Annotated in this window: 23 protein-coding genes; 10 read left to right on the forward strand and 13 right to left on the reverse strand. The window is 73.4% G+C overall.

Annotated features, from left to right (window positions below; all coding sequences use genetic code 11):
• Window positions 1-11 precede the first annotated feature (11 nt).
• A complete protein-coding gene (locus AC07FV_RS14500) occupies window positions 12-1,688 on the reverse strand; it encodes an NAD(P)/FAD-dependent oxidoreductase (protein ID WP_479087305.1) in 1,677 nt (558 codons plus the stop codon).
• Window positions 1,689-1,794: 106 nt separating this feature from the next.
• Window positions 1,795-2,160 carry a VOC family protein gene (locus AC07FV_RS14505; protein WP_479087306.1) on the reverse strand — a complete coding sequence of 122 codons (366 nt, stop codon included), beginning with the start codon at window positions 2,158-2,160 and terminating at the stop codon, window positions 1,795-1,797.
• A 61-nt stretch (window positions 2,161-2,221) separates the two neighbouring features.
• Here AC07FV_RS14505 and AC07FV_RS14510 point away from each other — a divergent pair, with 61 nt between their 5' ends.
• Complete coding sequence (locus AC07FV_RS14510) at window positions 2,222-3,097, forward strand: universal stress protein (RefSeq protein ID WP_479087307.1); 876 nt, start codon at window positions 2,222-2,224, stop codon at window positions 3,095-3,097.
• A 15-nt stretch (window positions 3,098-3,112) separates the two neighbouring features.
• Here AC07FV_RS14510 and AC07FV_RS14515 read toward each other — a convergent pair whose 3' ends face one another.
• The 3 genes from AC07FV_RS14515 to AC07FV_RS14525 all read right to left on the reverse strand — a co-directional run bounded on the left by AC07FV_RS14515 (window position 3,113) and on the right by AC07FV_RS14525 (window position 5,819).
• Entirely contained in the window at window positions 3,113-4,345 is a 1,233-nt protein-coding gene (locus AC07FV_RS14515) for a DUF4032 domain-containing protein (protein ID WP_479087308.1), read from the reverse strand.
• Between the two features lie 9 nt (window positions 4,346-4,354).
• Window positions 4,355-5,101 carry an MBL fold metallo-hydrolase gene (locus tag AC07FV_RS14520; RefSeq protein ID WP_479087309.1) on the reverse strand — a complete coding sequence of 249 codons (747 nt, stop codon included), beginning with the start codon at window positions 5,099-5,101 and terminating at the stop codon, window positions 4,355-4,357.
• A gap of 88 nt (window positions 5,102-5,189) precedes the next feature.
• The gene (locus tag AC07FV_RS14525; protein WP_479087310.1) at window positions 5,190-5,819 is read right to left on the reverse strand and encodes an alpha-ketoglutarate-dependent dioxygenase AlkB; all 630 of its coding nucleotides are present in this window, start codon (window positions 5,817-5,819) and stop codon (window positions 5,190-5,192) included.
• Between the two features lie 135 nt (window positions 5,820-5,954).
• Here AC07FV_RS14525 and AC07FV_RS14530 point away from each other — a divergent pair, with 135 nt between their 5' ends.
• Window positions 5,955-6,578 carry a TetR/AcrR family transcriptional regulator gene (locus AC07FV_RS14530; protein ID WP_479087312.1) on the forward strand — a complete coding sequence of 208 codons (624 nt, stop codon included), beginning with the start codon at window positions 5,955-5,957 and terminating at the stop codon, window positions 6,576-6,578.
• Between the two features lie 22 nt (window positions 6,579-6,600).
• On the forward strand, window positions 6,601-8,274 hold the full coding sequence (locus AC07FV_RS14535) for an FAD-binding dehydrogenase (RefSeq protein ID WP_479087314.1): 1,674 nt from the start codon (window positions 6,601-6,603) through the stop codon (window positions 8,272-8,274).
• Window positions 8,275-8,344: 70 nt separating this feature from the next.
• Here the strand turns inward: AC07FV_RS14535 and AC07FV_RS14540 are convergent, their stop codons facing one another.
• The 3 genes from AC07FV_RS14540 to AC07FV_RS14550 form a co-directional block, all read right to left on the reverse strand.
• On the reverse strand, window positions 8,345-8,707 hold the full coding sequence (locus AC07FV_RS14540; RefSeq protein WP_479087315.1) for a DUF488 domain-containing protein: 363 nt from the start codon (window positions 8,705-8,707) through the stop codon (window positions 8,345-8,347).
• A 73-nt stretch (window positions 8,708-8,780) separates the two neighbouring features.
• Window positions 8,781-9,032: a WhiB family transcriptional regulator gene (locus AC07FV_RS14545; RefSeq protein ID WP_053126994.1), complete on the reverse strand. Its 252-nt coding sequence runs from the start codon at window positions 9,030-9,032 to the stop codon at window positions 8,781-8,783.
• Window positions 9,033-9,145: 113 nt separating this feature from the next.
• Complete coding sequence (locus tag AC07FV_RS14550; RefSeq protein ID WP_479087317.1) at window positions 9,146-10,075, reverse strand: LysR family transcriptional regulator ArgP; 930 nt, start codon at window positions 10,073-10,075, stop codon at window positions 9,146-9,148.
• 69 nt (window positions 10,076-10,144) lie between these two features.
• On the opposite strand from AC07FV_RS14550, the gene AC07FV_RS14555 reads away from it, so the two are divergent.
• Complete coding sequence (locus AC07FV_RS14555; protein ID WP_479087318.1) at window positions 10,145-10,759, forward strand: LysE/ArgO family amino acid transporter; 615 nt, start codon at window positions 10,145-10,147, stop codon at window positions 10,757-10,759.
• A 97-nt stretch (window positions 10,760-10,856) separates the two neighbouring features.
• Window positions 10,857-12,167 (forward strand): MFS transporter, encoded by a 1,311-nt coding sequence (locus tag AC07FV_RS14560; RefSeq protein ID WP_479087320.1) that lies wholly within the window; start codon window positions 10,857-10,859, stop codon window positions 12,165-12,167.
• Between the two features lie 55 nt (window positions 12,168-12,222).
• On the opposite strand, the gene AC07FV_RS14565 is transcribed toward AC07FV_RS14560, so the two are convergent.
• The 3 genes from AC07FV_RS14565 to AC07FV_RS14575 all read right to left on the reverse strand — a co-directional run bounded on the left by AC07FV_RS14565 (window position 12,223) and on the right by AC07FV_RS14575 (window position 14,780).
• Window positions 12,223-12,678, reverse strand: coding sequence for a cyclic nucleotide-binding domain-containing protein (locus tag AC07FV_RS14565; RefSeq protein WP_356610777.1), 456 nt, complete (start codon window positions 12,676-12,678; stop codon window positions 12,223-12,225).
• A 358-nt stretch (window positions 12,679-13,036) separates the two neighbouring features.
• Window positions 13,037-14,515 carry an aminotransferase class I/II-fold pyridoxal phosphate-dependent enzyme gene (locus AC07FV_RS14570; RefSeq protein WP_479087322.1) on the reverse strand — a complete coding sequence of 493 codons (1,479 nt, stop codon included), beginning with the start codon at window positions 14,513-14,515 and terminating at the stop codon, window positions 13,037-13,039.
• Window positions 14,516-14,564: 49 nt separating this feature from the next.
• Complete coding sequence (locus AC07FV_RS14575; RefSeq protein ID WP_479087324.1) at window positions 14,565-14,780, reverse strand: hypothetical protein; 216 nt, start codon at window positions 14,778-14,780, stop codon at window positions 14,565-14,567.
• A 168-nt stretch (window positions 14,781-14,948) separates the two neighbouring features.
• Between AC07FV_RS14575 and AC07FV_RS14580 the strand changes: the two genes are divergently transcribed.
• The 5 genes from AC07FV_RS14580 to AC07FV_RS14600 all read left to right on the forward strand — a co-directional run bounded on the left by AC07FV_RS14580 (window position 14,949) and on the right by AC07FV_RS14600 (window position 18,137).
• On the forward strand, window positions 14,949-15,395 hold the full coding sequence (locus AC07FV_RS14580; RefSeq protein WP_356610780.1) for an ATP-binding protein: 447 nt from the start codon (window positions 14,949-14,951) through the stop codon (window positions 15,393-15,395).
• 179 nt (window positions 15,396-15,574) lie between these two features.
• The gene (locus tag AC07FV_RS14585) at window positions 15,575-16,432 is read left to right on the forward strand and encodes a SigB/SigF/SigG family RNA polymerase sigma factor (protein WP_479087325.1); all 858 of its coding nucleotides are present in this window, start codon (window positions 15,575-15,577) and stop codon (window positions 16,430-16,432) included.
• Between the two features lie 39 nt (window positions 16,433-16,471).
• Window positions 16,472-16,714, forward strand: coding sequence for a DUF5133 domain-containing protein (locus AC07FV_RS14590; RefSeq protein WP_479087326.1), 243 nt, complete (start codon window positions 16,472-16,474; stop codon window positions 16,712-16,714).
• Window positions 16,715-16,840: 126 nt separating this feature from the next.
• Window positions 16,841-17,674 (forward strand): DUF1206 domain-containing protein, encoded by an 834-nt coding sequence (locus AC07FV_RS14595; RefSeq protein ID WP_479087328.1) that lies wholly within the window; start codon window positions 16,841-16,843, stop codon window positions 17,672-17,674.
• 28 nt (window positions 17,675-17,702) lie between these two features.
• Window positions 17,703-18,137 carry a hypothetical protein gene (locus tag AC07FV_RS14600; RefSeq protein ID WP_356610784.1) on the forward strand — a complete coding sequence of 145 codons (435 nt, stop codon included), beginning with the start codon at window positions 17,703-17,705 and terminating at the stop codon, window positions 18,135-18,137.
• A 3-nt stretch (window positions 18,138-18,140) separates the two neighbouring features.
• Here the strand turns inward: AC07FV_RS14600 and AC07FV_RS14605 are convergent, their stop codons facing one another.
• Both AC07FV_RS14605 and AC07FV_RS14610 read right to left on the reverse strand, forming a co-directional pair.
• Entirely contained in the window at window positions 18,141-20,387 is a 2,247-nt protein-coding gene (locus AC07FV_RS14605; protein ID WP_479087329.1) for an FUSC family protein, read from the reverse strand.
• Window positions 20,388-20,486: 99 nt separating this feature from the next.
• Complete coding sequence (locus AC07FV_RS14610; RefSeq protein WP_479087379.1) at window positions 20,487-21,860, reverse strand: NAD(P)/FAD-dependent oxidoreductase; 1,374 nt, start codon at window positions 21,858-21,860, stop codon at window positions 20,487-20,489.
• Between the last annotated feature and the right edge of the window lie 68 nt (window positions 21,861-21,928).

Here is a 21,928-nt window from a genome sequence, read left to right on the forward strand (position 1 = left end):
CGGCCGGCCGCTCACGACTGCTCCAGGTACCGGTGGACGAGCATCACGGCCATGGCTCCCTCTCCGACGGCGGACGCGACCCGCTTCGCGGACTCCGCGCGGGCGTCGCCCGCCACGAACACGCCCGGCACGCTGGTCTCCAGGTGGTAAGGCGGCCGGTCCAACTCCCAGCCGGCCGGGGGCCGCCCGTCGGGGGTGAGGTCCGGCCCGGCCAGGATGAACCCCCGCTCGTCCCGCAGCACCGTCCCGTCCAGCCAGTCGGTCCGCGGGGCCGCTCCGATGAACACGAACAGCCACTGCGCGTCGACCTGCTCGGTCTCACCGCTCGCCGCGTCGCGCAGCGTCAGCCGTTCCAGGTGCCCGTCGCCGTGCGCGCCCTCCACGGCCGTGCCGCAGCGCACCCGGATGTTGGGCGTCTCCTCGATCTGCTGGATCAGGTAGTACGACATCGACGCCGCCAGCGAGTCGCCGCGCACCAGCAGCGTCACCGACTTGGCGCCCCGGGCCAGGTACATCGCCGCCTGCCCGGCCGAGTTGGCGCCGCCCACGATGTACACGTCGTGGCCGTGGCAGGAGGCCGCCTCGGTCAGCGCCGAACCGTAGAAGACGCCGCAGCCGGTCAGGTCGTCGGCGCCCGGCGCGGCCAGCTGCCGGTAGGAGACGCCGGTCGCCAGGATCACGCTGTGCGCGGCGATCGCCGAGCCGTCCGAGAACCGCACGGTCCGCGCCGCGCCGCCCACTTCCAGGCCGGTCACCTCGCGCGCCGTGAGGATCTCCGCGCCGAACTTCGCCGCCTGCCGCCGGGCCCGGTCGGTGAGCTGCCCGCCGGAGACGCCGTCGGGGAAGCCGAGGTAGTTCTCGATGCGGGAGCTCTGCCCGGCCTGTCCGCCGGTCGCCGACCGCTCCACCAGCACCGTCCGCAGTCCCTCGGAGGCCCCGTACACGGCCGCCCCCAGCCCCGCGGGACCGCCGCCGATGACCACCAGGTCGTAGAAGTCGGCCGCCGGCGTCGTCGCCAGACCCACCCGCGCGGCCAGTTCGGGTGCCTCCGGCTCCACCAGCGGGGCGCCCTCCGGCGTGATCACCACCGGCAGCCGCCGCCCGTCCTGCCCGGCCGCCGTCAGCAGCCGCCGCCCCTCCGGCTCGTCGGACGAGTACCAGCGGTACGGCACCTGGTTGCGGGCCAGGAACTCCCGGACCTCGGAGGAGCGCGCCGACCAGCGGTGCCCGACCACCTTCGTGCTGGGCACCGGCCGGTGGTCGCCGGTGCGCCAGGCCTGGAGCAGGTCGTCCAGCACCGGGTAGAGCTTCTCCTCGGGCGGGTCCCACGGCTTGAGCAGATAGTGGTCCAGGTCCACGACGTTGATCGCGTCGATCGCCGCGTCGGTGTCCGCGTACGCGGTCAGCAGCACCCGGCGGGCGCCCGGATACACGTCCAGGGCCCGCTCCAGGAACTCGATGCCGTTCATCCGCGGCATCCGGTAGTCGGCCAGGAGCACCGCCACCAGGTCGCCGCGGAGCTTCAGTTCCCGCAGCGCCTCCAGGGCCGACTCGCCGGACTCCGCGCGCACGATGCGGTACGAGGCGCCGTACCGCCGCCGCAGATCACGGGCGACGGCGCGGGAGACCCCCGGATCGTCGTCCACGGTCATGATGACGGTCCGCGTCGCCCCGTCGGCCTGTGCCATGCGTCCCCCACGTCGAACGGCCGGGTTCACGGTACGGCGTCCCCGTCACCGCACCGGCCTGCCGTCCATCGTATGTTCGATCAGCGCGGCCCGCTCAGTCGGCCGCTCAGCCCGCCGGACGGCCGCCGCGGGGGCCGAGCACGCAGAACTCGTTGCCCTCCGGGTCCGCCAGGACCACCCACGGCTGCTCGCCCTGGCCCACGTCGGCACGGCGCGCGCCCAGTTCCAGCAGGCGGGCCACCTCGGCCTCCTGGTCCTTCGGCCGGAAGTCGAGATGCAGCCGGTTCTTGACGGTCTTGTCCTCCGGTACCGGGACGAACAGCAGCCCGGGCAGCCGGTCGGGCGCCGGGCGGATCTCGTACTCGTCGGGCGCGTCGTTCACCACGACCCATCCCAGCGCCTCGGCCCACCAGCGTCCGAGCGCCGCCGGATCGGCCGCGTCGACGTTCACCTGCTCCCACTCCAAGGTCATGCGGACAGCGTAGGGAAGACTGGGCCCCATGAACGAGACGGCGACACAGGGAGGGGCCCGCATGACGCGCGCGATCACGGCAGGTGTGGACGGTTCGGAGGAGAGCCTGGCCGCGCTGGACTGGGCCGCCAGGGAGGCGGTCCGCCGGGAGGCGTCGCTGCGTGTCGTGCACGCCTGGCGGTTCGCGTCGCGGGACACGGACGGCCCCACGGACCGCGAGGCGCAGGAGCGGGGGATCCGGGACTCGGTGGCCGAGTCGGTCCGGACCGTCACCGAGCGCCACCCGGACCTCGCGGTCTCCACGGAGATCCGCGAGGCCGACGACGCCGTCGCCGCGCTGCTCGCCGCCACGGCCGACACCGAGACGCTCGTGCTCGGGTCGCGGGGGCACGGGGCGGTCGTCGGCTTCCTGCTCGGCTCCGTCGGCCAGCAGGTGATCGCCGAGTCGCCCCGGCCGGTCGTGCTCGTGCGCGCCGGGGACGAGGCCGCGAACGAGGCCGCGGGGCGCGAGGTCGTCGTGGGTCAGCAGGGGGAGCCCGAGGACAGCGCCGACGTGATCGGGTTCGCCTTCGAGGCGGCCGCCGCGCGCGGCGCCACGGTGCGGGCCGTGCGCGCCTGGGCCCTGCCGACGGTGTTCACCTACAGCCCGGGCTCGATGCGGCTTGCCGACGAGGCCGGGGGCCTGGAGCAGTACGAGCGGAAGGCACTCGGCGAGGCCCTCGCGCCGTGGCGCGAGCGCTTCCCCGACGTCCCGGTGATCGAGCACGTCGAGATGGGCAGCGCGGGTCAGGTGCTGCTGTCGGTGGCCGGCGGCGCCCAGCTCATGGTGGTCGGCCGCCGGGCCCGCCGTACGGCCGTCGGCGCCCGGATCGGCTCCGTGGCGCACGGCGTGCTGCACCACGCCGACTGCCCGGTGGCGGTGGTCCCGCACACGTGACGGCCGGTACGCCGCTCAGTCCGCCGTGGGCTGAAGGGTCTCCCGGGCCCGCGGCAGGATGGTGGTGACGTAGTCCTCGACGGCGGTGTCCAGGCCGATGTCGTGCTGGGCGCGCTCGGACAGGAACCAGCGGTGCTCCAGCAGCTCGTGGTAGATCTCGGCCGGGTCCATCGCGCCGCGCAGCTCCAGCGGCACGGCGCGCACCGTGGGCCGGAAGACCTCGCGCACCCAGCGGTGGGCGAGGACCTCGGGGCGGGCTCCCAGGGGGTCGCCCGGGGCGTAGTCGTCCTGGGTGGCCATCCAGCTCTCCAGGTCGTTCAGCAGCCGCCGGGCCTGGTTCTCCTCGGCGTCCAGGCCGGTCAGGCGCAGCAACTGGCGCTGGTGGTGGCCGGCGTCGACGACCTTGGGCACGAAGGTGACCGTGTCGCCGTTGGAGGCGTGCTCGATCTGCATCTCGGCCACGTCGAAGCCGAGGTCGTTGAGGCGCCGGATGCGGCGCTCGATGTAGTGGTACTTGCCCGCCGGGTAGACGGAGGTGCGGGTCAGCTCCTCCCACAGGCGCCGGTAGCGGGCGCAGATCTCGGTGCCGAAGTCGATCGGGTCGACGGAGGGGTGCAGGGCGCCGGAGGCCTCCAGGTCGAGCAGCTCACCGCTGATGTTCACCCGCGCGAGGTCGAGGTCGTAGTCGCGCTGTCCGTCGCTCAGCCGGGGGTGCAGGTCACCGGTCTCGGCGTCCACCAGGTAGGCGGCGTAGGCGCCCGCGTCGCGCCGGAAGAGGGTGTTGGACAGCGAGCAGTCGCCCCACGCGAAGCCGGCCAGGTGCAGCCGGACCAGGAGCACCGCCAGGGCGTCCATCAGGCGGTGCATGGTCGCCGGACGGAGCGTCGTCTCGAACATCGACCGGTACGGCATGGAGCCGCCGAGGTGGCGGGTGATCAGCACCGGCTCTAGCGGCTCGCCGGCGGCATTCGCGCGGCCGGTGACCACGGCGAGCGCGTCCACCGCGGGGATGGCGAGCCGGTCCAGGTCGCGCAGCAGCTGGTACTCGCGGAGCGCCGGGCGTTCGGCCAGCTCCTTGACGGCGATCACCTCGTCCCCGGCGCGTGCGTAGCGGACGACGTGCCGTGAGATGCCGCGCGGCAGCGGGACGAGGTACTCCTCGGGCCACTGCTCCAGCGGCGTCTGCCACGGCAGTTCGAGCAGGAGCGCGGGGTGCTCCGGATTGGTGGCGCTGATCTGCAAGGCCATGCCCCGACTCTAGAACGCCCGTTCCCGGGCCCGTCGGGCGGCTTCCCCCACCGGTCCGCGGTGGACGGGACCGTGCCCGGGGAGCAGGACGTCGCCGTCCAGACCGGCCAGGACGTCGAGGGAGGCCGCGGCGCGTGCCCGGTCGTGGTGGAACATGCCGGGCAGCAGCTGCGGTCCCGTGGTCCGGGACGTGGCGTGCCCGCTCACCAGCGCGTCGCCGGAGATCACCACTCCGGCGTCCGGAAGGTGGTAGGCGCAGTGCCCGTCGGTGTGCCCGGGGGTGTGGACGGGGACGGGCCGGCCGGGAAGGTCGAGCGGCCCGTCGGCGGGGAAGGGCTCCGGCGAGGCCACCGGGTGCTGCTCGGTACCGCCGGAGCGCAGCACGTGCACCGCCCAGGGCAGCACGCCCGGACGCCAGGCGTTGCGCAGCACCGTGCCGACCGGCACCTGCTGGAGGAAGTCCCGGCGGGCGTGCGGGACTTCCGCCTCGTGCAGGAGGACCGGGGTGCCGTGGGCGGCGCGCAGGTACTCGGCCGAGCCCAGGTGGTCGTTGTGGGCGTGGGTGATCAGCACCGCCACGACCGCCTCCGGCGCACTCCCGACCTCCGCGAGCGAGGCGAGGAGCTGTGCGCGGTCCCCGGGATACCCGGTGTCGACCAGGGTGACGGCGTCCCCGTCCGTAAGGATCACCCAGTTGGTGTGGGAGCCGTGCACCAGGTGGATGCCCTCCCCGACGTGCCGCACCCGTGCCCGCATGATCGTCCCGCCGTCCGCTCGTTCCGGTTCGCCGGTACCAGGGAAGCAGGCCGGGGGAGCGGGGGCGCGCGCGGGCCCCACCGGCGACTCAGCGCACGCCGTGCGGGCGGAACTGGACGCTGATGCGGGGCCCGGCGGCCCGGGTGCTCTTGGGGACGCAGTGCTCCCAGGTGCGCTGGCAGGAGCCGCCCATCACGATCAGGTCGCCGTGGCCGAGCGGGCGGCGCACCGTGGGGCCGCCCCCGCCCGCCGGGCGCAGGAGCAGGTCACGGGGCGCGCCGACCGAGAGGATGGCGACCATCGTGTCCTGCCGCGCTCCCCGCCCGATCCGGTCACCGTGCCAGGCGACGCTGTCCCGGCCGTCGCGGTAGTGGCACAGCCCCGCGGTGGTGAACGGTTCGCCCAGCTCGGCGGCGTAGTGCGCGGACAGCGCGTCCCGCGCCTCGGTGAGCAGCGGATGCGGCAGCGCGTCGCCCGCGCCGTAGAACGCGAGCAGCCGGGGCACGTCCACCACCTGGTCGTACATGGCGCGCCGCTCCGCACGCCACGGGACCTCGGCGGCCAGCCGCTCGAAGAGCGCGTCGGCGCCGCTCAGCCAGCCGGGGAGCAGGTCGATCCAGGCCCCGGAGCCGAGCGGGGTGCGGCGCACTCCGGTGAGCGGGCCGAGCCGGACCTCGTCGGTCTGGTCGAAGAGCGAGCCTTGGAGGTGCGTGGTCATGCGACCAGCGTACCGCGTGTTCGAAAATGTGTTCTATAGCCGATCGAGCCGTGCTCGCGAAGCCGACCGCCCCCCTTTCGATACACCGGTGTATCCGATACATTCGCGCATCCGAGCCGGGACGGGGGGCGGGGCATGAGGGCGAAGGCGACCACCGGGCGGGTGACCGGGCGGCGCGCGCGCACCCGCGCGAACCTCCTGGACGCCGCGTTCGCGGTGTTCGCCACCAAGGGCTTCGGACGGGTGTCGATCGAGGAGGTCTGCGAGGCGGCCGGGTACAGCCGGGGCGCCTTCTACTCCAACTTCGACAGCCTCGACGAGCTGTTCTTCGCCCTCTACCGGCAGCGGGCCGGCCTGATCGCCGAGCAGGTGTCCGCCGCCCTCGCCTCCGACGGTCCCGATCTGGACGTGCCGGGCGCCGTGGAGCGCGTCACCGAGGTGCTGCTCCTCGACCGGGACTGGCTCCTGGTGAAGACGGACTTCCTGGTGCACGCCGCCCGCGACCCGGAGGTCGCCCGGACCCTGCTGGAGCACCGGGCCCGCCTCAGGCGGGCGATCGCCGACCGGCTGGCCCGGGCCCGCGGACACACCGCCCTGCCCGCCGTGCTCGGCGACGCCGAGGGGGCCGCGCACGCCGTGGTCGCCGCGTACGACGGAGTCACCACCCAACTGCTCCTGGACCAGGACGTCGAGCACGCCCGGGCCTGGCTGGGGCGGCTGCTCACCGCGCTGCTCGTCGAGGGCAGCACGAGTCACTGACACACAGGAAGGGACGGTCGCCATGGATGCCGACGTCATCGTGGTCGGAGCGGGTCTGGCGGGCCTGGTAGCGGCCCACGAACTGACCAGCCGGGGCCGGAGGGTCGCCCTCGTCGACCAGGAGAACGCCGCCAACCTGGGCGGGCAGGCCTTCTGGTCCTTCGGCGGCCTGTTCCTCGTGGACTCCCCGGAGCAGCGCCGTCTCGGCGTGAAGGACTCCTTCGACCTGGCCTGGAGCGACTGGCAGGGCAGCGCGGGCTTCGACCGGACCGAGGACGAGGACTCCTGGGCGGTGCGCTGGGCGCGGGCGTACGTCGAGTGGGCGGCGGGGGAGAAGCGGTCCTGGCTCGCCGGGCACGGCATCACCTTCCTGCCCACCGTCGGCTGGGCCGAGCGCGGTGACCTGAGGGCCGGCGGCCACGGCAACTCCGTGCCCCGCTTCCACATCGCCTGGGGCACCGGCACGGGCGTCGTCGAGCCGTTCGTCAAGTACGCCCGCCAAGCCGCCCGCGACGGGCTGCTCACCTTCCATCACCGCCACCGCGTCGACGAGCTGATCGTCGAGGGCGGCACCGCGCGCGGCGTGCGCGGCACGGTCCTCGCCGAGGACACCTCGCCCCGGGGCGTCGCCTCCAGTCGCGAGGCGGCGGGCGAGTTCGCACTCACCGCCCAGGCCGTGATCGTCACCTCCGGAGGCATCGGCGCCGACCACGACATCGTCCGCCGCCACTGGCCCGAGCGTCTCGGCACCCCGCCCGCCGAGATGGTCACCGGGGTCCCCGCCTACGTCGACGGCCGGATGCTCGACATCAGCGCGGAGGCGGGCGCCCGCCTGGTCAACCGCGACCGGATGTGGCACTACACCGAGGGCGTGCGCAACTGGGACCACATCTGGCCCGGCCACGGCATCCGCATCCTGCCCGGGCCGTCCTCCCTGTGGTTCGACGCCCTCGGCCGCCGCCTGCCCGAGCCCTGCCTGCCCGGCTACGACACCCTCGGCACCCTGCGGCACCTGCGCACGGCCGACGGCCTCGCGGGGCACGACCACTCGTGGTTCATCCTCACCCGGAAGATCATCGAGAAGGAGTTCGCGCTCTCCGGCTCCGAGCAGAACCCCGACATCACCGCCAAGGACCGGGCCGGGTTCCTGCGCGAGCGCGTCCTGGGCAAGGGTGCCCCTGGCCCCGTGGACGCCTTCCTGCGCGAGGGAGCCGACTTCGTGACCGCGCCGAACCTGGAGCAACTGGTCGACGCGATGAACGGGTTGACCGACAAGCCGCTCCTGGACGCCGCCTCGATCCGGCGCCAGATAGAGGCCCGGGACCTCCAGATGGCCAACCCGTACGCCAAGGACGCCCAGATCCAGGGCATCCGCAATGCCCGCCGCTACATCGGCGACCGCCTCGGCCGGGTGGCCGCCCCGCACCGCATCCTCGACCCGGCGGCGGGCCCGCTGATCGGGGTCAAGCTGCACATCCTCACCCGCAAGACCCTCGGCGGCATCCAGACCGACCTGGACTCGCGCGCCCTGGGCGCCGACGGCACCCCGGTGGGGGGCCTGTACGCGGCCGGTGAGGTGGCCGGGTTCGGCGGTGGCGGGGTGCACGGCTACAACGCGCTCGAGGGCACCTTCCTCGGCGGCTGCCTCTTCTCCGGGCGGGCGGCGGGCCGGGCCGCGGCACGGCAGACCGCCTGAGCGGCGGACGCGTCCGGCCGGCGGCGCACGCCCCGCAGGCCGCTCACGCCCCGCACACAGCTCACACCGCTCACGTCCGTTGCGCCTCGTCGAGGAGGCGGCGCAGCACGGCAGCGTGGCTCCGCCCGGGGGACCTGGACGCGGTCAGCAGCGTCACGTCCCCCCGGCGGGCCAGCTCCCGCAGCTGGTCGAGGAGCTCGGCCGCCTCCGGGGCGGCCAACTCCGCCTCGTAGCGCGCGGCGAACTCCTCGTAGGGGCCCTCGCCCGCGTGGTACCAGCGGCGCAGTTCGGTCGAGGGGGTCAGGCCCTTGGGCCACGCGTCCACCTGGGACGCGTCCTTCGCCACCCCCCGCGGCCACAGCCGGTCCACCAGCACCCGTACGCCGTCGTCGGGCGCGGGCGGGTCGTAGACGCGGTGCACACGCACGGTCATGGCCGGTCCTTCCAGGGGTGGTTCTGCCGTGGTGCGGCGTCCGGCCGCCGGGGGCGACCGTGCCGCGCCGTGGTCAGGCGGACCGCCTGCGCACGGCCTCGCGCCGCTTGAGCGCACGGCGTTCCAGTTCACTGGTCCCGCCCCAGACGCCGATGGTCTGGCCCGTGTCGAGGGCCCAGCGCAGACACTGCTCCTGCACGGGGCAGCCCCGGCAGACCGTCTTGGCCTGTTCGGTCTGCAACGCGGCCGGTCCGGTGGTGCCGATCGGGAAGAACAGGTCCGGGTCCTCCGCGCGGCACGCGGCGTGCTCTCGCCAGTTGTCCATCAAAGTCACCTGCGATCGGTATCGTTCGCGCTTTCAGGAATGGTGTGCTCCGTTGCGGGTGACCGCTCGCCACCGGTGTGAAACCGGCTGTGTGATTTTCGCCCGGGGCGCGCCTACGTCCGCAGGGCCCGCGCCGCCGCCGAGACCACCGCGTCGGCCACGGTGGCCAGCGCCGGGGAATCGAGCTTCCACTGCTGCCAGTACAGCGGGACCTCCACCGCCAGATCCGGGGCGAAGTCGACGAGCCGGCCCGCGCGCAGCAGCGGTTCCGCCTGTGGCTCGGGCACCATGCCCCAGCCCAGGCCGGCGGCGACCGCCTCGACGAACCCCTCCGACGTCGGTACGTAGTGCCGCGCGGGGCCCGCGCCGTCGTGACCGAGCCGGCGCGCGAAGCCGTCCTGGAAGTCGTCCCGCCGGTCGAAGACCACCACCGGCGCCGCCACGATCGACGGGCGCAGCGGTCCGCCCAAGTGCCGCGCCGCAAAGGCAGGTTCGGCGCAGGGGAGGTACCGCATCCGGCCCAGGTGCCGCACGGTGCAGCCCGGGACGGGGTCGGGCGAGGAGGTCACCGCGGCCATCACCACGCCCTCCCGCAGCAGGGCCGCCGTGTGGTCCTCGTCCTCGCGGCGCAGCTCGAAGCAGAGCCGCGGGTCCCGGGGCATCCGCGTGAGCGCGCCCAGGAACCAGGTGGCGAGCGAGTCGGCGTTGACCGCCACCGAGACCCGCGTCGGCTCCCCGTCTCCGCTGAGCCCCAGCTCGGCGTACGCGTCCCGCTCCAGCCTGGCCACCTGACGGGCCAGCCGTACCAGCACGGTGCCGGAGTCCGTCGGACGCACGGGCTTGGTGCGCAGCAGCAGCACCCGGCCGGTGCGCTGCTCCAGCGCCTTCACCCGCTGGCTGACCGCCGACGGTGTCACGTGCAGGGCGGCGGCCGCCGCGTCGAAGGTGCCCTCGTCCACCACGGCCAGCAGGGTGCGTACCTGATCGATGGGAAGGTCCGCGAACGCCGCCGGACCCGTCGTCGCCCCTGCCTCAGGTGTCATCACATCTCCTAATGTTACGTAAGAATCTTTAGCTGTACCTCCTGTGATCGCTCGCTTAGCGTCGGGAGCATGACCAACGCCCTCACCGCCGCGGCCGCCGGCTTCGGCACCGGCCTCTCGCTCATCGTCGCCATCGGAGCCCAGAACGCCTTCGTCCTGCGCCAGGGCATCCGCCGTGACGCGGTCCTCGCCGTGGTCGGCATCTGCGCGCTGTCCGACGCCCTGCTGATCACCCTCGGGGTCGGCGGGGTCGGTGCGGTGGTGGTGGCCTGGCCCGGCGCGCTGACCGCGATCGGCTGGGTCGGGGGCGCGTTCCTGCTCGGCTACGGAGCCCTGGCCGCCCGGCGCGTGTTCCGGCCGTCCGGCGCGCTGCGGGCGGACGGCGAGGCCGCGGGCTCGCGCCGCCGGGCCGTCCTCACCTGCCTGGCGCTCACCTGGCTCAACCCCCACGTCTACCTCGACACGGTCTTCCTGCTGGGCTCGGTCGCCGCCGACCAGGGGCCGCTGCGCTGGACCTTCGGCGTGGGGGCCGCGGTCGCCAGCCTGTGCTGGTTCGCCGCGCTCGGCTTCGGCGCGCGCTACCTCGGCCGCTTCCTGGCCCGGCCGGCGGCCTGGCGGGTCCTGGACGGACTGGTGGCCGCGACCATGATCGTCCTCGGGATCACGCTCATCACCGGGGCCTGAGCGGGGACGCCAACCGGCCACGCGCCCGCAGAGCGTCCGGTCGGGACTGGGATAGTGGGCCCGCAACCGAAAGATGTAATGAGCATGTAGGAAGCGCGTGGACACGAGCGAGAGCAGTGAGAGCGGTACCGAAGCAGGGGCGAAGGGTCCCGATCCGCGGCAGGGGGACCGACGGCGCGGATGGCGCCGCTGGGCCATGGACACCCGCCCGCTGCGCCGCCCGGCCTACCGCAGGCTGTGGTCCTCCACCATCGTGACGGCGGTCGGCAGCCAGCTCACCGCCGTGGCCGTGCCCAAGCAGATCTACGACATCACCGGCTCCTCGGCCTGGGTCGGCGCAGCGAGCCTCGCCGGCCTGCTGCCGCTGATCGTGTTCGCGCTCTGGGGCGGGGCGGTCGCCGACACCGTGGACCGCCGCAAGCTGCTGCTGATCACCAACGTCGGCATCGCCGTGACCTCGCTGCTCTTCTGGGTGCAGGCCGTCACCGGCACGGAGTCGGTCGCCGCCCTCATGCTGCTGCTCGCGCTCCAGCAGGCTTTCTGGGGACTGAACGCCCCGGCGCGCAACGCCTCCATCGCCCGGCTCGTCCCCGAGGACGAACTCGCCGCCGCGAACGCCCTCGGCTCGACCGTCATGCAGACCGGACAGGTGGTCGGCCCGCTGCTGGCCGGCGCCCTGATCCCGGTCGTCGGACTGGCCGAGCTGTACCTGATCGACGCGCTGGCGCTGTGCGTCACCGTCTGGGCGGTCCACCGGCTCCCGGCGCTGCCGCCGCTGTCGGGAGCCGGGGCCCGGCGCGCGGGCGTGCGCGAGGTCGTGGCCGGCTTCCGCTACATCGCGCGCCACAAGGTGCTGCTGCTGTCCTTCCTGGCCGACATCGTCGCCATGGTCCTCGGCATGCCCCGCGCCCTGTTCCCGCAGCTCGCCGCCGAAGGCTACGCGGGCCATGGCGAGGGGCCGGCCCTCGGCCTGCTGTTCGCGGCGATACCCGTCGGCGCCGTGGCCGGCGGGGTGTTCTCCGGCACCTTCTCCCGGGCGCGCCGCCACGGGTGGATGGTGATCGGCGCGGTGGTGGTCTGGGGCGCCGCGATCGCCGGCTTCGGGCTGAGTTCCAGCCTGTGGCTCGCGGTGGCCTTCCTCGTCGTGGCGGGCGTCGCGGACATGGTGTCCATGGTGTTCCGCGGCGCGATCCTGCTGTCCGCCGCGACCGACGAGATGCGCGGGCGGATGCAGGGTGTCTTCACCGTCGTCGTGGCGGGCGGCCCCCGCCTGGCCGACGTCCTGCACGGCGGGGCGGGCTCCGCCTTCGGCGCGCGGGAGGCGGTGGCCGGCGGCGGGCTGCTCGTCGTGGTGGTGATGCTGGCCCTGGCGGCCGCGATCCCGGCGCTGCGGCGCTACCGGGTCTAGCCGCCACCGGGGCGGAAGCGTCCCCGGGTCCCGCCGCCACCGCGGCGGGGGCGTCTCACAGGGACCCGCGTCCGTGCAGGGCGTAGTGCTCCATCAGCCGGCCCCTGGTGGTCTCCAGCCGGTGCGCGAGGATCTCGGCTACGGAGCGCACCAGCACGATGCCGAGCTGCGGGTCCTCCTCGCACAGGGCGAGTACCGAGGCCGCGTCGAACTCGTAGGCGCGCACCGGGCTGAAGGCCTCGGCGCCGAAGTCCCACTCGTAGGGCGGGAAGAGCCAGGACCAGCCGAGCAGGTCACCCGCGCCGAGGCTGGCGACCGTGACCTGCTGGAGGGACGTGACCTGCTGGGTCAGGGAGACCGCGCCGGAGCGGACGACCCAGAACCGGTCGGCCCGGCCGCCCGCCTCGAAGATCCGGGTGTCCTCGGGGAAGGAGACCTCCCGGGCGAGTGCCGTAAGCCGTCCGCGCTGGGGCTGGGGGAGGGCGGTCAGCAGTTTGATCGCTTTGGTCATGGCACGGGGCTCCTCGCCGGCGATTCGGTTCCGGGGCTTTCCCTATGCCCATTTCAGTCGCTGTCGGCGCCGTGAGCACCTCGGCGGACGGCGGATCCCGGACGTATTCCGTGCCGGTACCGGGGGTGGGGGCGCGAGGGCATGAAAAAGCCCTGGCTGGACGGGGGAAGCCAGCCAGGGCCGTAAGCGGTGACGTACGAAGGACACTCGGTCGACTCCGTCGCCACGTATGGATGAACGCTAAACCATCTTCGGCGCTTCCGGGAAACCGGAACCCGGCCACGTGACCTGTTTCACGTGCCGCCCGGCCCGCGTGCCGGCCAGGGGCCGTACCGCTCGTCCGGGGGCGTGCCAGGTGTCAGCCGCCGTTCTCCGCGACCACCCGTACCGTCTCCAACGCGGGATCGCTCGGGTCCGGGAGGAACATCCCCGCCTCCAGGCCGCTGCGCAGATACCGCAGGACCGGCTCGGCCAGCCGCTCGCCGGGCAGGACGGCCGGGATGCCCGGCGGGTACGGCGTGATCATCTCCGCCGCGAGACGACCCGCGGCCCGGTCGAGCGGCACGTCCTCGGTGGGCCCGAAGAACGCGTCCCGGGGCAGCATCTCCTGCGGCATCCGCAGCTCGGACGGCGACGGCACCTCCACGCGCGGGGCGGGAGCGAGATCCGGGGCGGCGTTCGCGAGGTCCTTGAGCGCGGTCAGCAGTTCCCCCGCGGTCCGGCGGTCGTCCCCGTGGGTGATCTGCGCGCCGATGCGGCGGTGGTCCGTCAGGTGCGCGACGACACCCCGGTGCTCGCGCAGCCAGTCCGCCGCCTGGTAGCCCGAGACGCCCAGCCCGTCGAGGTCGATGACGACGGGCAGCGGATCGAAGTCGTGGGCCATCCCGGGCGCGCAGAAGTCGTCCCGGTCGTTGACGTGCATGCCGTCGATCTCCTCGACCGCCGCACGCACCTCCGCCGCCAGCTTCAGCGCCTCGCCCATCAGCTCCTCCCCGTGCAGCACCATCTGCCGGCGCCAGCCGTCCAGCCCGGCGAAGATCAGCGTCGAGGGGCTGGTGGTGTTCAGCAGATCCGCCCGCATGCCCAGCACCTCCGGCGTGACCAGGCCGCCGCGGAGATGGAACACGGAACCCTGCTCCAGGCCGCTGCCCATCTTGTGGATGCTGGTCACGCAGATGTCGGCCCCCGCGTCCATCGCCCAGGAGGGCAGGTCGGGGTGGAAGGGCAGATGCGCACCCCAGGCCTCGTCGACGATCAGCGGTACCGAACGCCGGTGGCAGACCTCGGCGACGGCCCTCAGGTCGGCGCCGGCGCCGTAGGGGGTCGGGCTGGTGATCAGGGCGCCCTTCGCGTCGGGGTGGGCGGCGAATGCCTTCTCGAACTCCTCGGCGGACGGCGGATGGGCCAGGTGCCGCTCGGCGTCCCAGCGCGGCTCCACCCACACCGGCTCGATGCCGGACAGGATCAGCCCCGAGACGACGGCCTTGTGGGCGTCCCGGCCGATGAGCAGCTTCTCGTGGGGCCCCGCGACCGCCAGCATCGCCGCCTTCACCGAGAGGGAACTCCCGCACGTCGTGAAGAACGTGTGGTCCGCGTGCACGGCGTCGGCCATCAGATCCTGGGCGCGCTGAAGCACCCGCCCCCGGGTGAGCCGGTCGTCCAGTCCGCCGATGGCCAGGACGTCACCGTGGAAGACGGCGTCGCCCAGTACCTCGCGCACCGCGGGGTCGGCCCCCCGCGCCTGCTTGTGCCCCGGCGGTGTGAACGACAGCCGTCCCTCGCGGCGGTAGTCGACGAGGGCTTCGAGAACGGGTGCTCGGGTGTGGTCGGCTGTCATGCCGGTCCGGTTTCCCGGTGCCCACCCGGTCAATCAGCCCCGTGGTCCGTCACGCAGTGTTCCTGCCCGGCGTCAGCACCTCGTCCAGCACCCGCAGAACGGCCTCGTAGGTCAGCGACCGCACCGCGGCCTCCCGGGAGCCCTCCGGATCGGTCGTCCGCAGCTCGTCCCTCCGCTCCCGCCAGGTCTGCTCCTGCTCCAGCGCGCAGGCCCGCGCCCGGTGCATCCGGCGCAGCAGTTCATCCGCGTCCACAACATCCGTCATGCCTTCCGTTTACCCCCGCGCGGCGCCGGGATGGCTGGTGCGCCGTACGGAGGCAGGTAGGTTTGGCGCCACCGGCAGAGGTGAGCCGAAAGTAGCGGGACCGCACGGCGCGCCCAGCGCGCGGAGCCGGCCCGACCCGGTACGTCTCACCCCCAAGGGAGCTGACGGATGTGTGACAGCCACACCACCGAAACCGTCGTCGACCCGTACGACGCTGACCGGCACCGGCGGTTCCGGCCGTGCAAACCCGCCGAGGCGCGCAGGACCGTCGAACGCGTCGTCACCGCCCGCGGCGCCGCCGACGGCCGGGCCGTGTGCGACGCCGCCGCCCTCTCGGACGCCGTGCTCGTCGCCTCGGAACTGACCACCAACGCGATCCTGCACGGTGGCGGCATCACCGACTTCCAGGTCGACGTCGTCGGCCCCGGCGTGCGCCTGTCGGTGAGCGACCGCAGCCACGACCTGCCGGTGGCGGTGCCACGCACCGACCCCCAGGGCCGGCGCCGCGTCGGTGGCCGGGGCTGGCCGATCGTCTGCCGGCTCGCCTCCGACGTACGCGTGGCAGACCTTCCCGCGGGAGGCAAGTGCATCACCGTGGTCGTTCCGCTGTCCTGAGTACTTTTCGAAAAGCGGAGTTTGTTCCCCCGGGGTGGGGGCAGTCGCAAGTTCGTGCTTCGGACCGGAGGCGCAGCAGCGGGAGCGGTATGGCTGCGCGGGCCCTCCGGGTGAGGTCACCCGGACAGCACCGTTCCCGCGGAATGTTCCCCTGAGACCACCGTTCAGGAGCGATCCGCATGCTCATCGAAACACCCACCGTCCCCGGAACCCCCGCCGAGCCCGCCACCACCGCCCGTCGCCGGCACGACGACGCCCCCGACACCATGGCCCTCTTCGGACGGCTTGCGGGTCTGGAGGACGGGCCGGAACGCGACGCGGTCCGCGACGAGCTCGTCACCGCCTGGCTGCCCATGGCCCACCGGATCGCGGGCCGCTTCAGGGACCGCGGCGAATCCATCGAGGACCTGCGCCAGGTCGCGGCGCTCGGCCTGGTGAAGGCCATCGACCGCTTCGACCCGGAGCGCGGAGCCTTCGAGAGCTACGCCGTGCCCACCATCACCGGCGAGGTCAAGCGTCACTTCCGCGACCGCATGTGGGCCCTGCGGGTGCCCCGCCGGGTCCAGGAACTGCGCAACAAGGTGCGGGTGGCCCGGCGCGAGCTGACCCAGAACCCGGGCAGCCCCGAACCCTCGGTGGCCGCCCTCGCCACCCACACCGGGCTGACCGAGGACGAGGTCAGCGCGGGGATGGAGGCGCTGGAGAGCTTCAGCACCCTGTCGCTGGACGCGGAACTCTCGGCCGGCGACGACGGCTACAGCCTCGCGGACACCCTCGGGGCCGCGGACGGCTCGTACGACACCGTGATCGACCGCGAGTCCGCCAAGGAAGGGCTGCGCAGGCTGCCCGAGCGCGAGCGGGCCATCCTCTACATGCGCTTCTTCGAGGACATGACACAGAGCCGTATAGCCGATCGTCTCGGCATCTCGCAGATGCACGTCTCGCGGCTCATCAGCCGCAGCTGCGCCCGAGTGCGCGACGAGGCACTGGGACAGCGCCCGCGCCACCGGAGCACCGGCCGCACGACCCGCGGCTGACCCGCCGAGGCCCCGATGACCGCAGGAGGAACGAGACGGATGCTGATGCCCCACCCCGCCGTGCTGCGCAGACTCGTCGAGGCGTACGAGGCCTCGGCGGCGTGCGAGCCCGCCGACGACGCGGGCGGCCCGGGCCCCCGCACCCGGGACCTGGCGTACACACTGTGCGTGTCGACCGGCACGCGGGACGTGCGGCACGCCCTGGCGGCCGCGCGGCGCCAGCTCGGGGCCGCCCCGGTCCCGGCGCCCGTGTCCGCCGGACCCGCCCTGGCGGCGGACTGACCCGCCGGGCGGGTCGGGGAAGGTGTGGTGACCCGGCTGCCCGCACACCGCTCGTCGGTGTGCGGGCAGCCGGGGTGTGTGCCCGGGACGAGGGGGCATGCGGAATCTCGGGAGGGGATGCTTCACATGAACGCGAATGTTCTGGCACGTTCCGGCCGCGGCCGGGCCCGTAGGGCAGCCAACGGATCGACCGCCGAGACGGCCGCGCGGGCGGGACTCACCGCACGCGGCGTCATCTACCTGCTGGTCGGCATCCTGGCCCTGCAGATCGCCTTCGGCACCGGGGACCACGAGGCGGACCGGGGCGGCGCCCTGGCCGAGCTGTCGGACAAGCCCTTCGGCGCGGTCCTGCTGTGGGCGCTCGGAGCCGGACTGGTCGGCATGGCGCTCTGGCGGCTGTCGGAGGCGCTCTTCGGCGTCACGGGCAAGGACGGCCACACCTGGAAGAAGCGGCTCCCGGCCGCGGCCCGCTGCGTCTTCTACTCGTTCGTCGCCTACTCGGTCCTCGCCTTCGCGGCCGGCTCCGGCGGCGGCGGCTCCAGCGACCAGCAGTCCCGGGACGTCACCTCCAGGGTGATGGAGATGCCCGCCGGGCAGTGGATCGTGGGCCTGGTCGGCGCCGGGATCGTCGTCGCCGGTGTCGTGATCGCCGTGCAGGCGCTGCGCCGCACGTACCACAAGAAGCTGAAGCTGGGTGAGCTGAGCCCCCGGGCCCGGCGGCTGGTCGACGTCACCGGCGTCGGGGGAGGCACGGCCCGCGGCGCAGTCTTCGCGGCCGCCGGCGCCTTCGCCGTGCGAGCCGCCGTCGACTACGAACCCGACCAGGCCAAGGGCCTGGACGACACCCTCCGCTCCTTCGCCGACACCCCGCTCGGACCCTGGCTGCTGGTGTGCGTCGCCGCGGGTCTGGTGCTGTTCGGCGTGTTCTCCTTCGCCCTCGCGCGCTGGCGCAGGGTCTGAGCCGCGCGGCACGGGGAACACGGGTCGAATGAACGAACACGAGATTCCTCCGCCGGACGGACGTCCCGTGGACGTCTACCTCGACCTCCTGCGCGTGCGCATGGAGACCGACGACTACCAGCTGCTGCTCAGCGTGGTGGAACCCGTCCTCCAGGCGATCGACGAGCAACAGATGCCCACCATCGACTTCTCCCTGGACGGGGACAACGCCGAGGCGCTGCCCCAGGAGATCCGGGACGAGGCCGCGCTGGTCATCGCCACCGCGGTCACCGGCCGGCTGGACAACGAGGTCGTCGAGATCAGCACCGACGAGACCGGCCCGGTGCGGGTCGTCACCGACGCCGCCACCGCCTCCGACCCCGCACGTCTGGAGGAGATAGCCGACTACCTCAAGGAACGCCACGTGCAGAACGAGGAACTGCGCGGCATCGCCGAGGCCAGCGGTCTGCCCAGCGACTTCTGACCCTCAACCCTGCGGTGTCCGCACGGGGACACCCAGTGGCCGGGCGAGACCCACCACCGCTTCGTCCAGGCGCTCCAGGTGCCGCAGTACCCGGCCGGTGATCCGGCCGTACCGCGGCACCCCGGCGGCGTCCGGTTCCAGCAGCGAGGCGATGCTCGGCCCGGTCTCCACCTCGGTCCGCACGCCCTCGTCGGCGACCCGCGCGGCGATCGCCTCGATGTTGCGCACCGTGCGCCGCACCGCCCCCCGCAGCCGCGGGTCGGCCGCGATCGAGGGATGTGTCGGCAGCAGCTCGGCCGTCGCCGCCAGCGACCGGGCGTGGTACGCGCAGGTCTCCAGCAGGGCCACCACGTACTGGGCCGTGTCCCGACGGGCCCGCAACGGCGTGATCGGGTGCGTGAGCGGCTGGGTGGCGGCCCGCAGGTCGCCCAGGGCCTGGTCCAGCTCCCGCGCCGTGTCCAGCAGATCCGCCGCCGGTCCGCCACTGAGCTGGTCCACGGCACCCTCGGTGACGTCCGTGAGCCGCTCCAGGACCGTCTCCAGCAGCTCGTTCGTCCGGCGGTCGGTGCGTATCGGCAGCACCAGCGCCGCCGCGACGATCCCGCAGGCCGCCCCGAGGGCCGTCTCCTCGATGCGCAGCAGCAGCACCGACAGGCTGTAGGTGTGCAGCAGGGTGTAGAGTAGCCCCAGCATCGCGGTGACGAAGAACGACATCAGCGTGTAGGACAGCGGCGCCGTGTAGAACATCGCGAAGATCAGCAGCAGTACCAGGCCGAACGCGGTCCAGGTGTGGTTGCCGACCAGGCCGGCCAGCACGATGCCCGCCACGACCCCCAGGACGGTGCCCAGCAGGCGCCGGTAGCCCTTGACCAGGATCTCGCCCGTGGACGCGGTGTTGATGAAGACGATCCAGCAGGTCAGGACCGCCCAGTACCAGCGCTGCGAGGACAGCAGCTCCCCGCCGGCGATGGCGAGCGAGGACCCCACCGCGACCTGTACCGCGGCGCGGGTGGTGGGCCGTCGCAGCCCGGTGGGCTCCTCCTTGGGAGCGGCCTCCTCACCGGCCTCGATGGCCGCGTCCTCGGCGTCCAGCTCCTCCCGGGAGCGGGTCGTCGCCGGGGTGTCGTCCGACTCGTCCTGCGGCCCGTCCAGAGCGATCCGCAGGCCCATGACCGCACGCGCGGTCTCACCGATCCCGCGGAACACGTCCTGCACCGCAGGGGTCGCCTCGGGCAGGTTCTCCTCGTCGCGGTAGCCGAGGAGGCGGTTGCGCAGATGGGACAGCGCGGTGCCGCGTGCCTCGGCGGGCGGCCGCAGCACCAGCGTGCGCAGCGCCCCGAGATCGCGGCGCAGGATCTCCGTGGCCTCGCCGGGGGCCGGCGAGCGGCCCACCGCGGGCGCCGGCGCGCCCGGCAGGTGCAGGGTCAGGGTGTCCGCCCGCTCGGCGCTGCGCGCGGTCAGCAGCAGCAGGCCGAGGCGCTCGGAGGCGATCTCGGCGTCCGCGACGCGCCGCTGCACCAGCCGCGCCGTGGACTCGTCGGGGGTGCCCTCCGCCAGCCGGGACTGGATCATCAAGGCCGTCTCGTGCAGGCGCGCGGTGCCGTCCCGCAGGTGCTCCAGCGTCTTCTCGATCTCTTCCGGCCCCGCGTCCAGCAACTCGGCCTGCGTGGCGATCAGCTGGGCCAGCCGGGCCCGGAACGCCTGCCGCAAGCGTTGCAGGATGCCCGCGGGCGTCGCCGGCACCACCGCGAACCGCACCACCGCGCTGCACGCGAACGCCACCACGATGGCCCCCAGCAGCTCCGGCAGCACCGACACCTGAGCGCCGACGAACAGCGAGAGGAAGTAGACCTGGAAACCGATCAGCCCGAGGGCCGTGCCCCGGTCGCCGAACCTGCGCACGAAGACGGCGCAGAAGATCAGCACGACGAAGAAGGCGTCGCCGATGACGACCCGCGAGGTGAGCAGTGAACTGATCGACACCGAGGCCAGGGCCACGGGCAGCCCCAGCGCCAGCGTCACGGCCTGCGGGCCGGGCTCCTTCTCCCGGATGGCGAAGGTGGCGACCATCGCCGCCATGGCCCCCGCCACCAGATGGGTGACGTCCGCGCCGAACACGGCGAGCACGGCGAGGGTGAGCGCGATGGCGCCCACCGTCCGCAGCCCCGCCGTCAGCCGCAACAGCCCGGGGTCGGACGCGGCGAGGCGGTCCCGCAGCCGTGTCCGCACCGAGCGCCCCGCTGCCTTCACGCCGCCGTACACCTACCCGTTCCACGACCGAACCCGGCCGGTTCGCGCCTAGATCCACTTCTCAGCATGCCATGCCGCGAGCCGACCCGGGCCGCGGGGTCACTCCGCCCGGACCGCCCCGGCGACGCGCTCCCGCACCTGTTCCGGCGTCAGATACGCGTCGGTGTATTCGAAGTCCTTCAGCTTGGCCGGCTTGCGGGCCTGGAAGCCGGTGCGGACGAAATCGTCGCCGGCCAGCGCGTTGAGCGCCCAGTTCGTCGCCACCCGGGCCTTGGCCACGCCGGTGCGCAGCGCCGACCAGTGGTAGCCGCGGGCCACGGCCTGGGCGGGCAGCCCCTTCAACTCGACGCCGAGCGGCTTGGAGACCGCGTCCGTGCCACCGAGGTCGACGACGAGACCCAGGTCCTTGTGGACGTAGGGCCGCATCGGCTGGTTGCGCAGCATGGAGATGAGGTTCTCGGCCACGTGCCGGCCCTGCCGCATGGCGTGCTGGGCGGTGGGCGGGCAGACCGAGCCCTCCTGGCCCTTGGCGAGGTCGGGCACCGCCGCCGAGTCGCCCAGCGCGAACACCCCGTCGTGGTTCGGCAGGCACATCTCCGCCGTGACCGCGAGCCGCCCCTTCACCGTCTCCGCGCCCAGCGTGGCGATGAGCGGGCTCGCCACCACCCCGGCGGTCCAGATCAGCGTGCGGGTGGGCACCACCCGGCCGTCCGTGAAGGTGACCTCCTCGGGCCCGGCCTTCTCGATGGACACACCGAGGGAGATCTCGATGCCGCGCCGCGTGAGGATCCGCTGCGCGTCCCGCCCGAGCTTGTCGCCCAGTTCGGGCATCAGCTTCGGCGCGATGTCGATCAGGTGCCACTTGATCAGGCTCGGGTCGAGCCGGTGGTAGCGCTTGACCGCCGCGTGCGTCAGCCGTTGCAGGCAGGCGGCGGTCTCGGTGCCGGCGTAACCGCCGCCGACGACCACGAACTGAAGCCGGGAGGCGCGCTCCACCGGGTCCTGGCTGGCGTCGGCGAGGTCGAGCTGCGAGATGACGTGGTCGCGGACGTACGCGGCCTCCGCCAGGGTCTTCATGCCGAAGGCGTGGTCGGTGAGCCCCGGGATGTCGAACGTGCGGGTGATGCTGCCGGGGGCCAGCACGATGTAGTCGTACGGCTCGTTGACGATCTGGTCGGTGATGGTGCGCACCACGCAGACCTTCGCCTTCAGATCCACCCCGATGGCACCGCCCGGGATGATCCGGGTCCGGTACCTGCTGCTGCGGCGCAGGGAGAGCGCGATCGACTGGGGGGTGAGCACCCCGGAGGCGACCTGGGGCAGCAAGGGCAGATAGAGCTGGTAGGAGAACGGCGCCACCAGGGTGACGTCGGCCTCGTTCGGGGCGAGCCTGCGTTCCAGACGGCGGACGCACTCGACGCCGGCGAAACCTGCGCCGACCACCAGGATCCTGGGTCGTGTCACGGTGTTCATCCCTTTCTGCGGCTCCAGGCGGTCTGCCGCGAACGCCATTCGCCTGCCCCTGGATCGCTGCTTCGCAC

This window comes from Streptomyces sp. NPDC045956, from assembly GCF_056430705.1.

Excerpts from the sequence above, each read along its gene's own strand:
- AC07FV_RS14600 (WP_356610784.1), top strand. The coding sequence starts at position 17,703 with ATGAACGAACACGAGATTCCTCCGCCGGACGGACGTCCCGTGGACGTC.
- AC07FV_RS14520 (WP_479087309.1), bottom strand. The coding sequence starts at position 5,101 with ATGCGGGCACGGGTGCGGCACGTCGGGGAGGGCATCCACCTGGTGCAC.
- AC07FV_RS14505 (WP_479087306.1), bottom strand. The coding sequence starts at position 2,160 with ATGACCTTGGAGTGGGAGCAGGTGAACGTCGACGCGGCCGATCCGGCG.
- AC07FV_RS14540 (WP_479087315.1), bottom strand. The coding sequence starts at position 8,707 with ATGACCGTGCGTGTGCACCGCGTCTACGACCCGCCCGCGCCCGACGAC.
- AC07FV_RS14515 (WP_479087308.1), bottom strand. The coding sequence starts at position 4,345 with ATGGCCTTGCAGATCAGCGCCACCAATCCGGAGCACCCCGCGCTCCTG.
- AC07FV_RS14595 (WP_479087328.1), top strand. The coding sequence starts at position 16,841 with ATGAACGCGAATGTTCTGGCACGTTCCGGCCGCGGCCGGGCCCGTAGG.
- AC07FV_RS14550 (WP_479087317.1), bottom strand. The coding sequence starts at position 10,075 with ATGACACCTGAGGCAGGGGCGACGACGGGTCCGGCGGCGTTCGCGGAC.
- AC07FV_RS14575 (WP_479087324.1), bottom strand. The coding sequence starts at position 14,780 with ATGACGGATGTTGTGGACGCGGATGAACTGCTGCGCCGGATGCACCGG.
- AC07FV_RS14555 (WP_479087318.1), top strand. The coding sequence starts at position 10,145 with ATGACCAACGCCCTCACCGCCGCGGCCGCCGGCTTCGGCACCGGCCTC.
- AC07FV_RS14500 (WP_479087305.1), bottom strand. The coding sequence starts at position 1,688 with ATGGCACAGGCCGACGGGGCGACGCGGACCGTCATCATGACCGTGGAC.
- AC07FV_RS14545 (WP_053126994.1), bottom strand. The coding sequence starts at position 9,032 with ATGGACAACTGGCGAGAGCACGCCGCGTGCCGCGCGGAGGACCCGGAC.
- AC07FV_RS14585 (WP_479087325.1), top strand. The coding sequence starts at position 15,575 with ATGCTCATCGAAACACCCACCGTCCCCGGAACCCCCGCCGAGCCCGCC.
- AC07FV_RS14510 (WP_479087307.1), top strand. The coding sequence starts at position 2,222 with ATGACGCGCGCGATCACGGCAGGTGTGGACGGTTCGGAGGAGAGCCTG.
- AC07FV_RS14590 (WP_479087326.1), top strand. The coding sequence starts at position 16,472 with ATGCTGATGCCCCACCCCGCCGTGCTGCGCAGACTCGTCGAGGCGTAC.
- AC07FV_RS14530 (WP_479087312.1), top strand. The coding sequence starts at position 5,955 with ATGAGGGCGAAGGCGACCACCGGGCGGGTGACCGGGCGGCGCGCGCGC.
- AC07FV_RS14580 (WP_356610780.1), top strand. The coding sequence starts at position 14,949 with ATGTGTGACAGCCACACCACCGAAACCGTCGTCGACCCGTACGACGCT.
- AC07FV_RS14535 (WP_479087314.1), top strand. The coding sequence starts at position 6,601 with ATGGATGCCGACGTCATCGTGGTCGGAGCGGGTCTGGCGGGCCTGGTA.
- AC07FV_RS14525 (WP_479087310.1), bottom strand. The coding sequence starts at position 5,819 with ATGACCACGCACCTCCAAGGCTCGCTCTTCGACCAGACCGACGAGGTC.
- AC07FV_RS14570 (WP_479087322.1), bottom strand. The coding sequence starts at position 14,515 with ATGACAGCCGACCACACCCGAGCACCCGTTCTCGAAGCCCTCGTCGAC.
- AC07FV_RS14610 (WP_479087379.1), bottom strand. The coding sequence starts at position 21,860 with ATGAACACCGTGACACGACCCAGGATCCTGGTGGTCGGCGCAGGTTTC.
- AC07FV_RS14565 (WP_356610777.1), bottom strand. The coding sequence starts at position 12,678 with ATGACCAAAGCGATCAAACTGCTGACCGCCCTCCCCCAGCCCCAGCGC.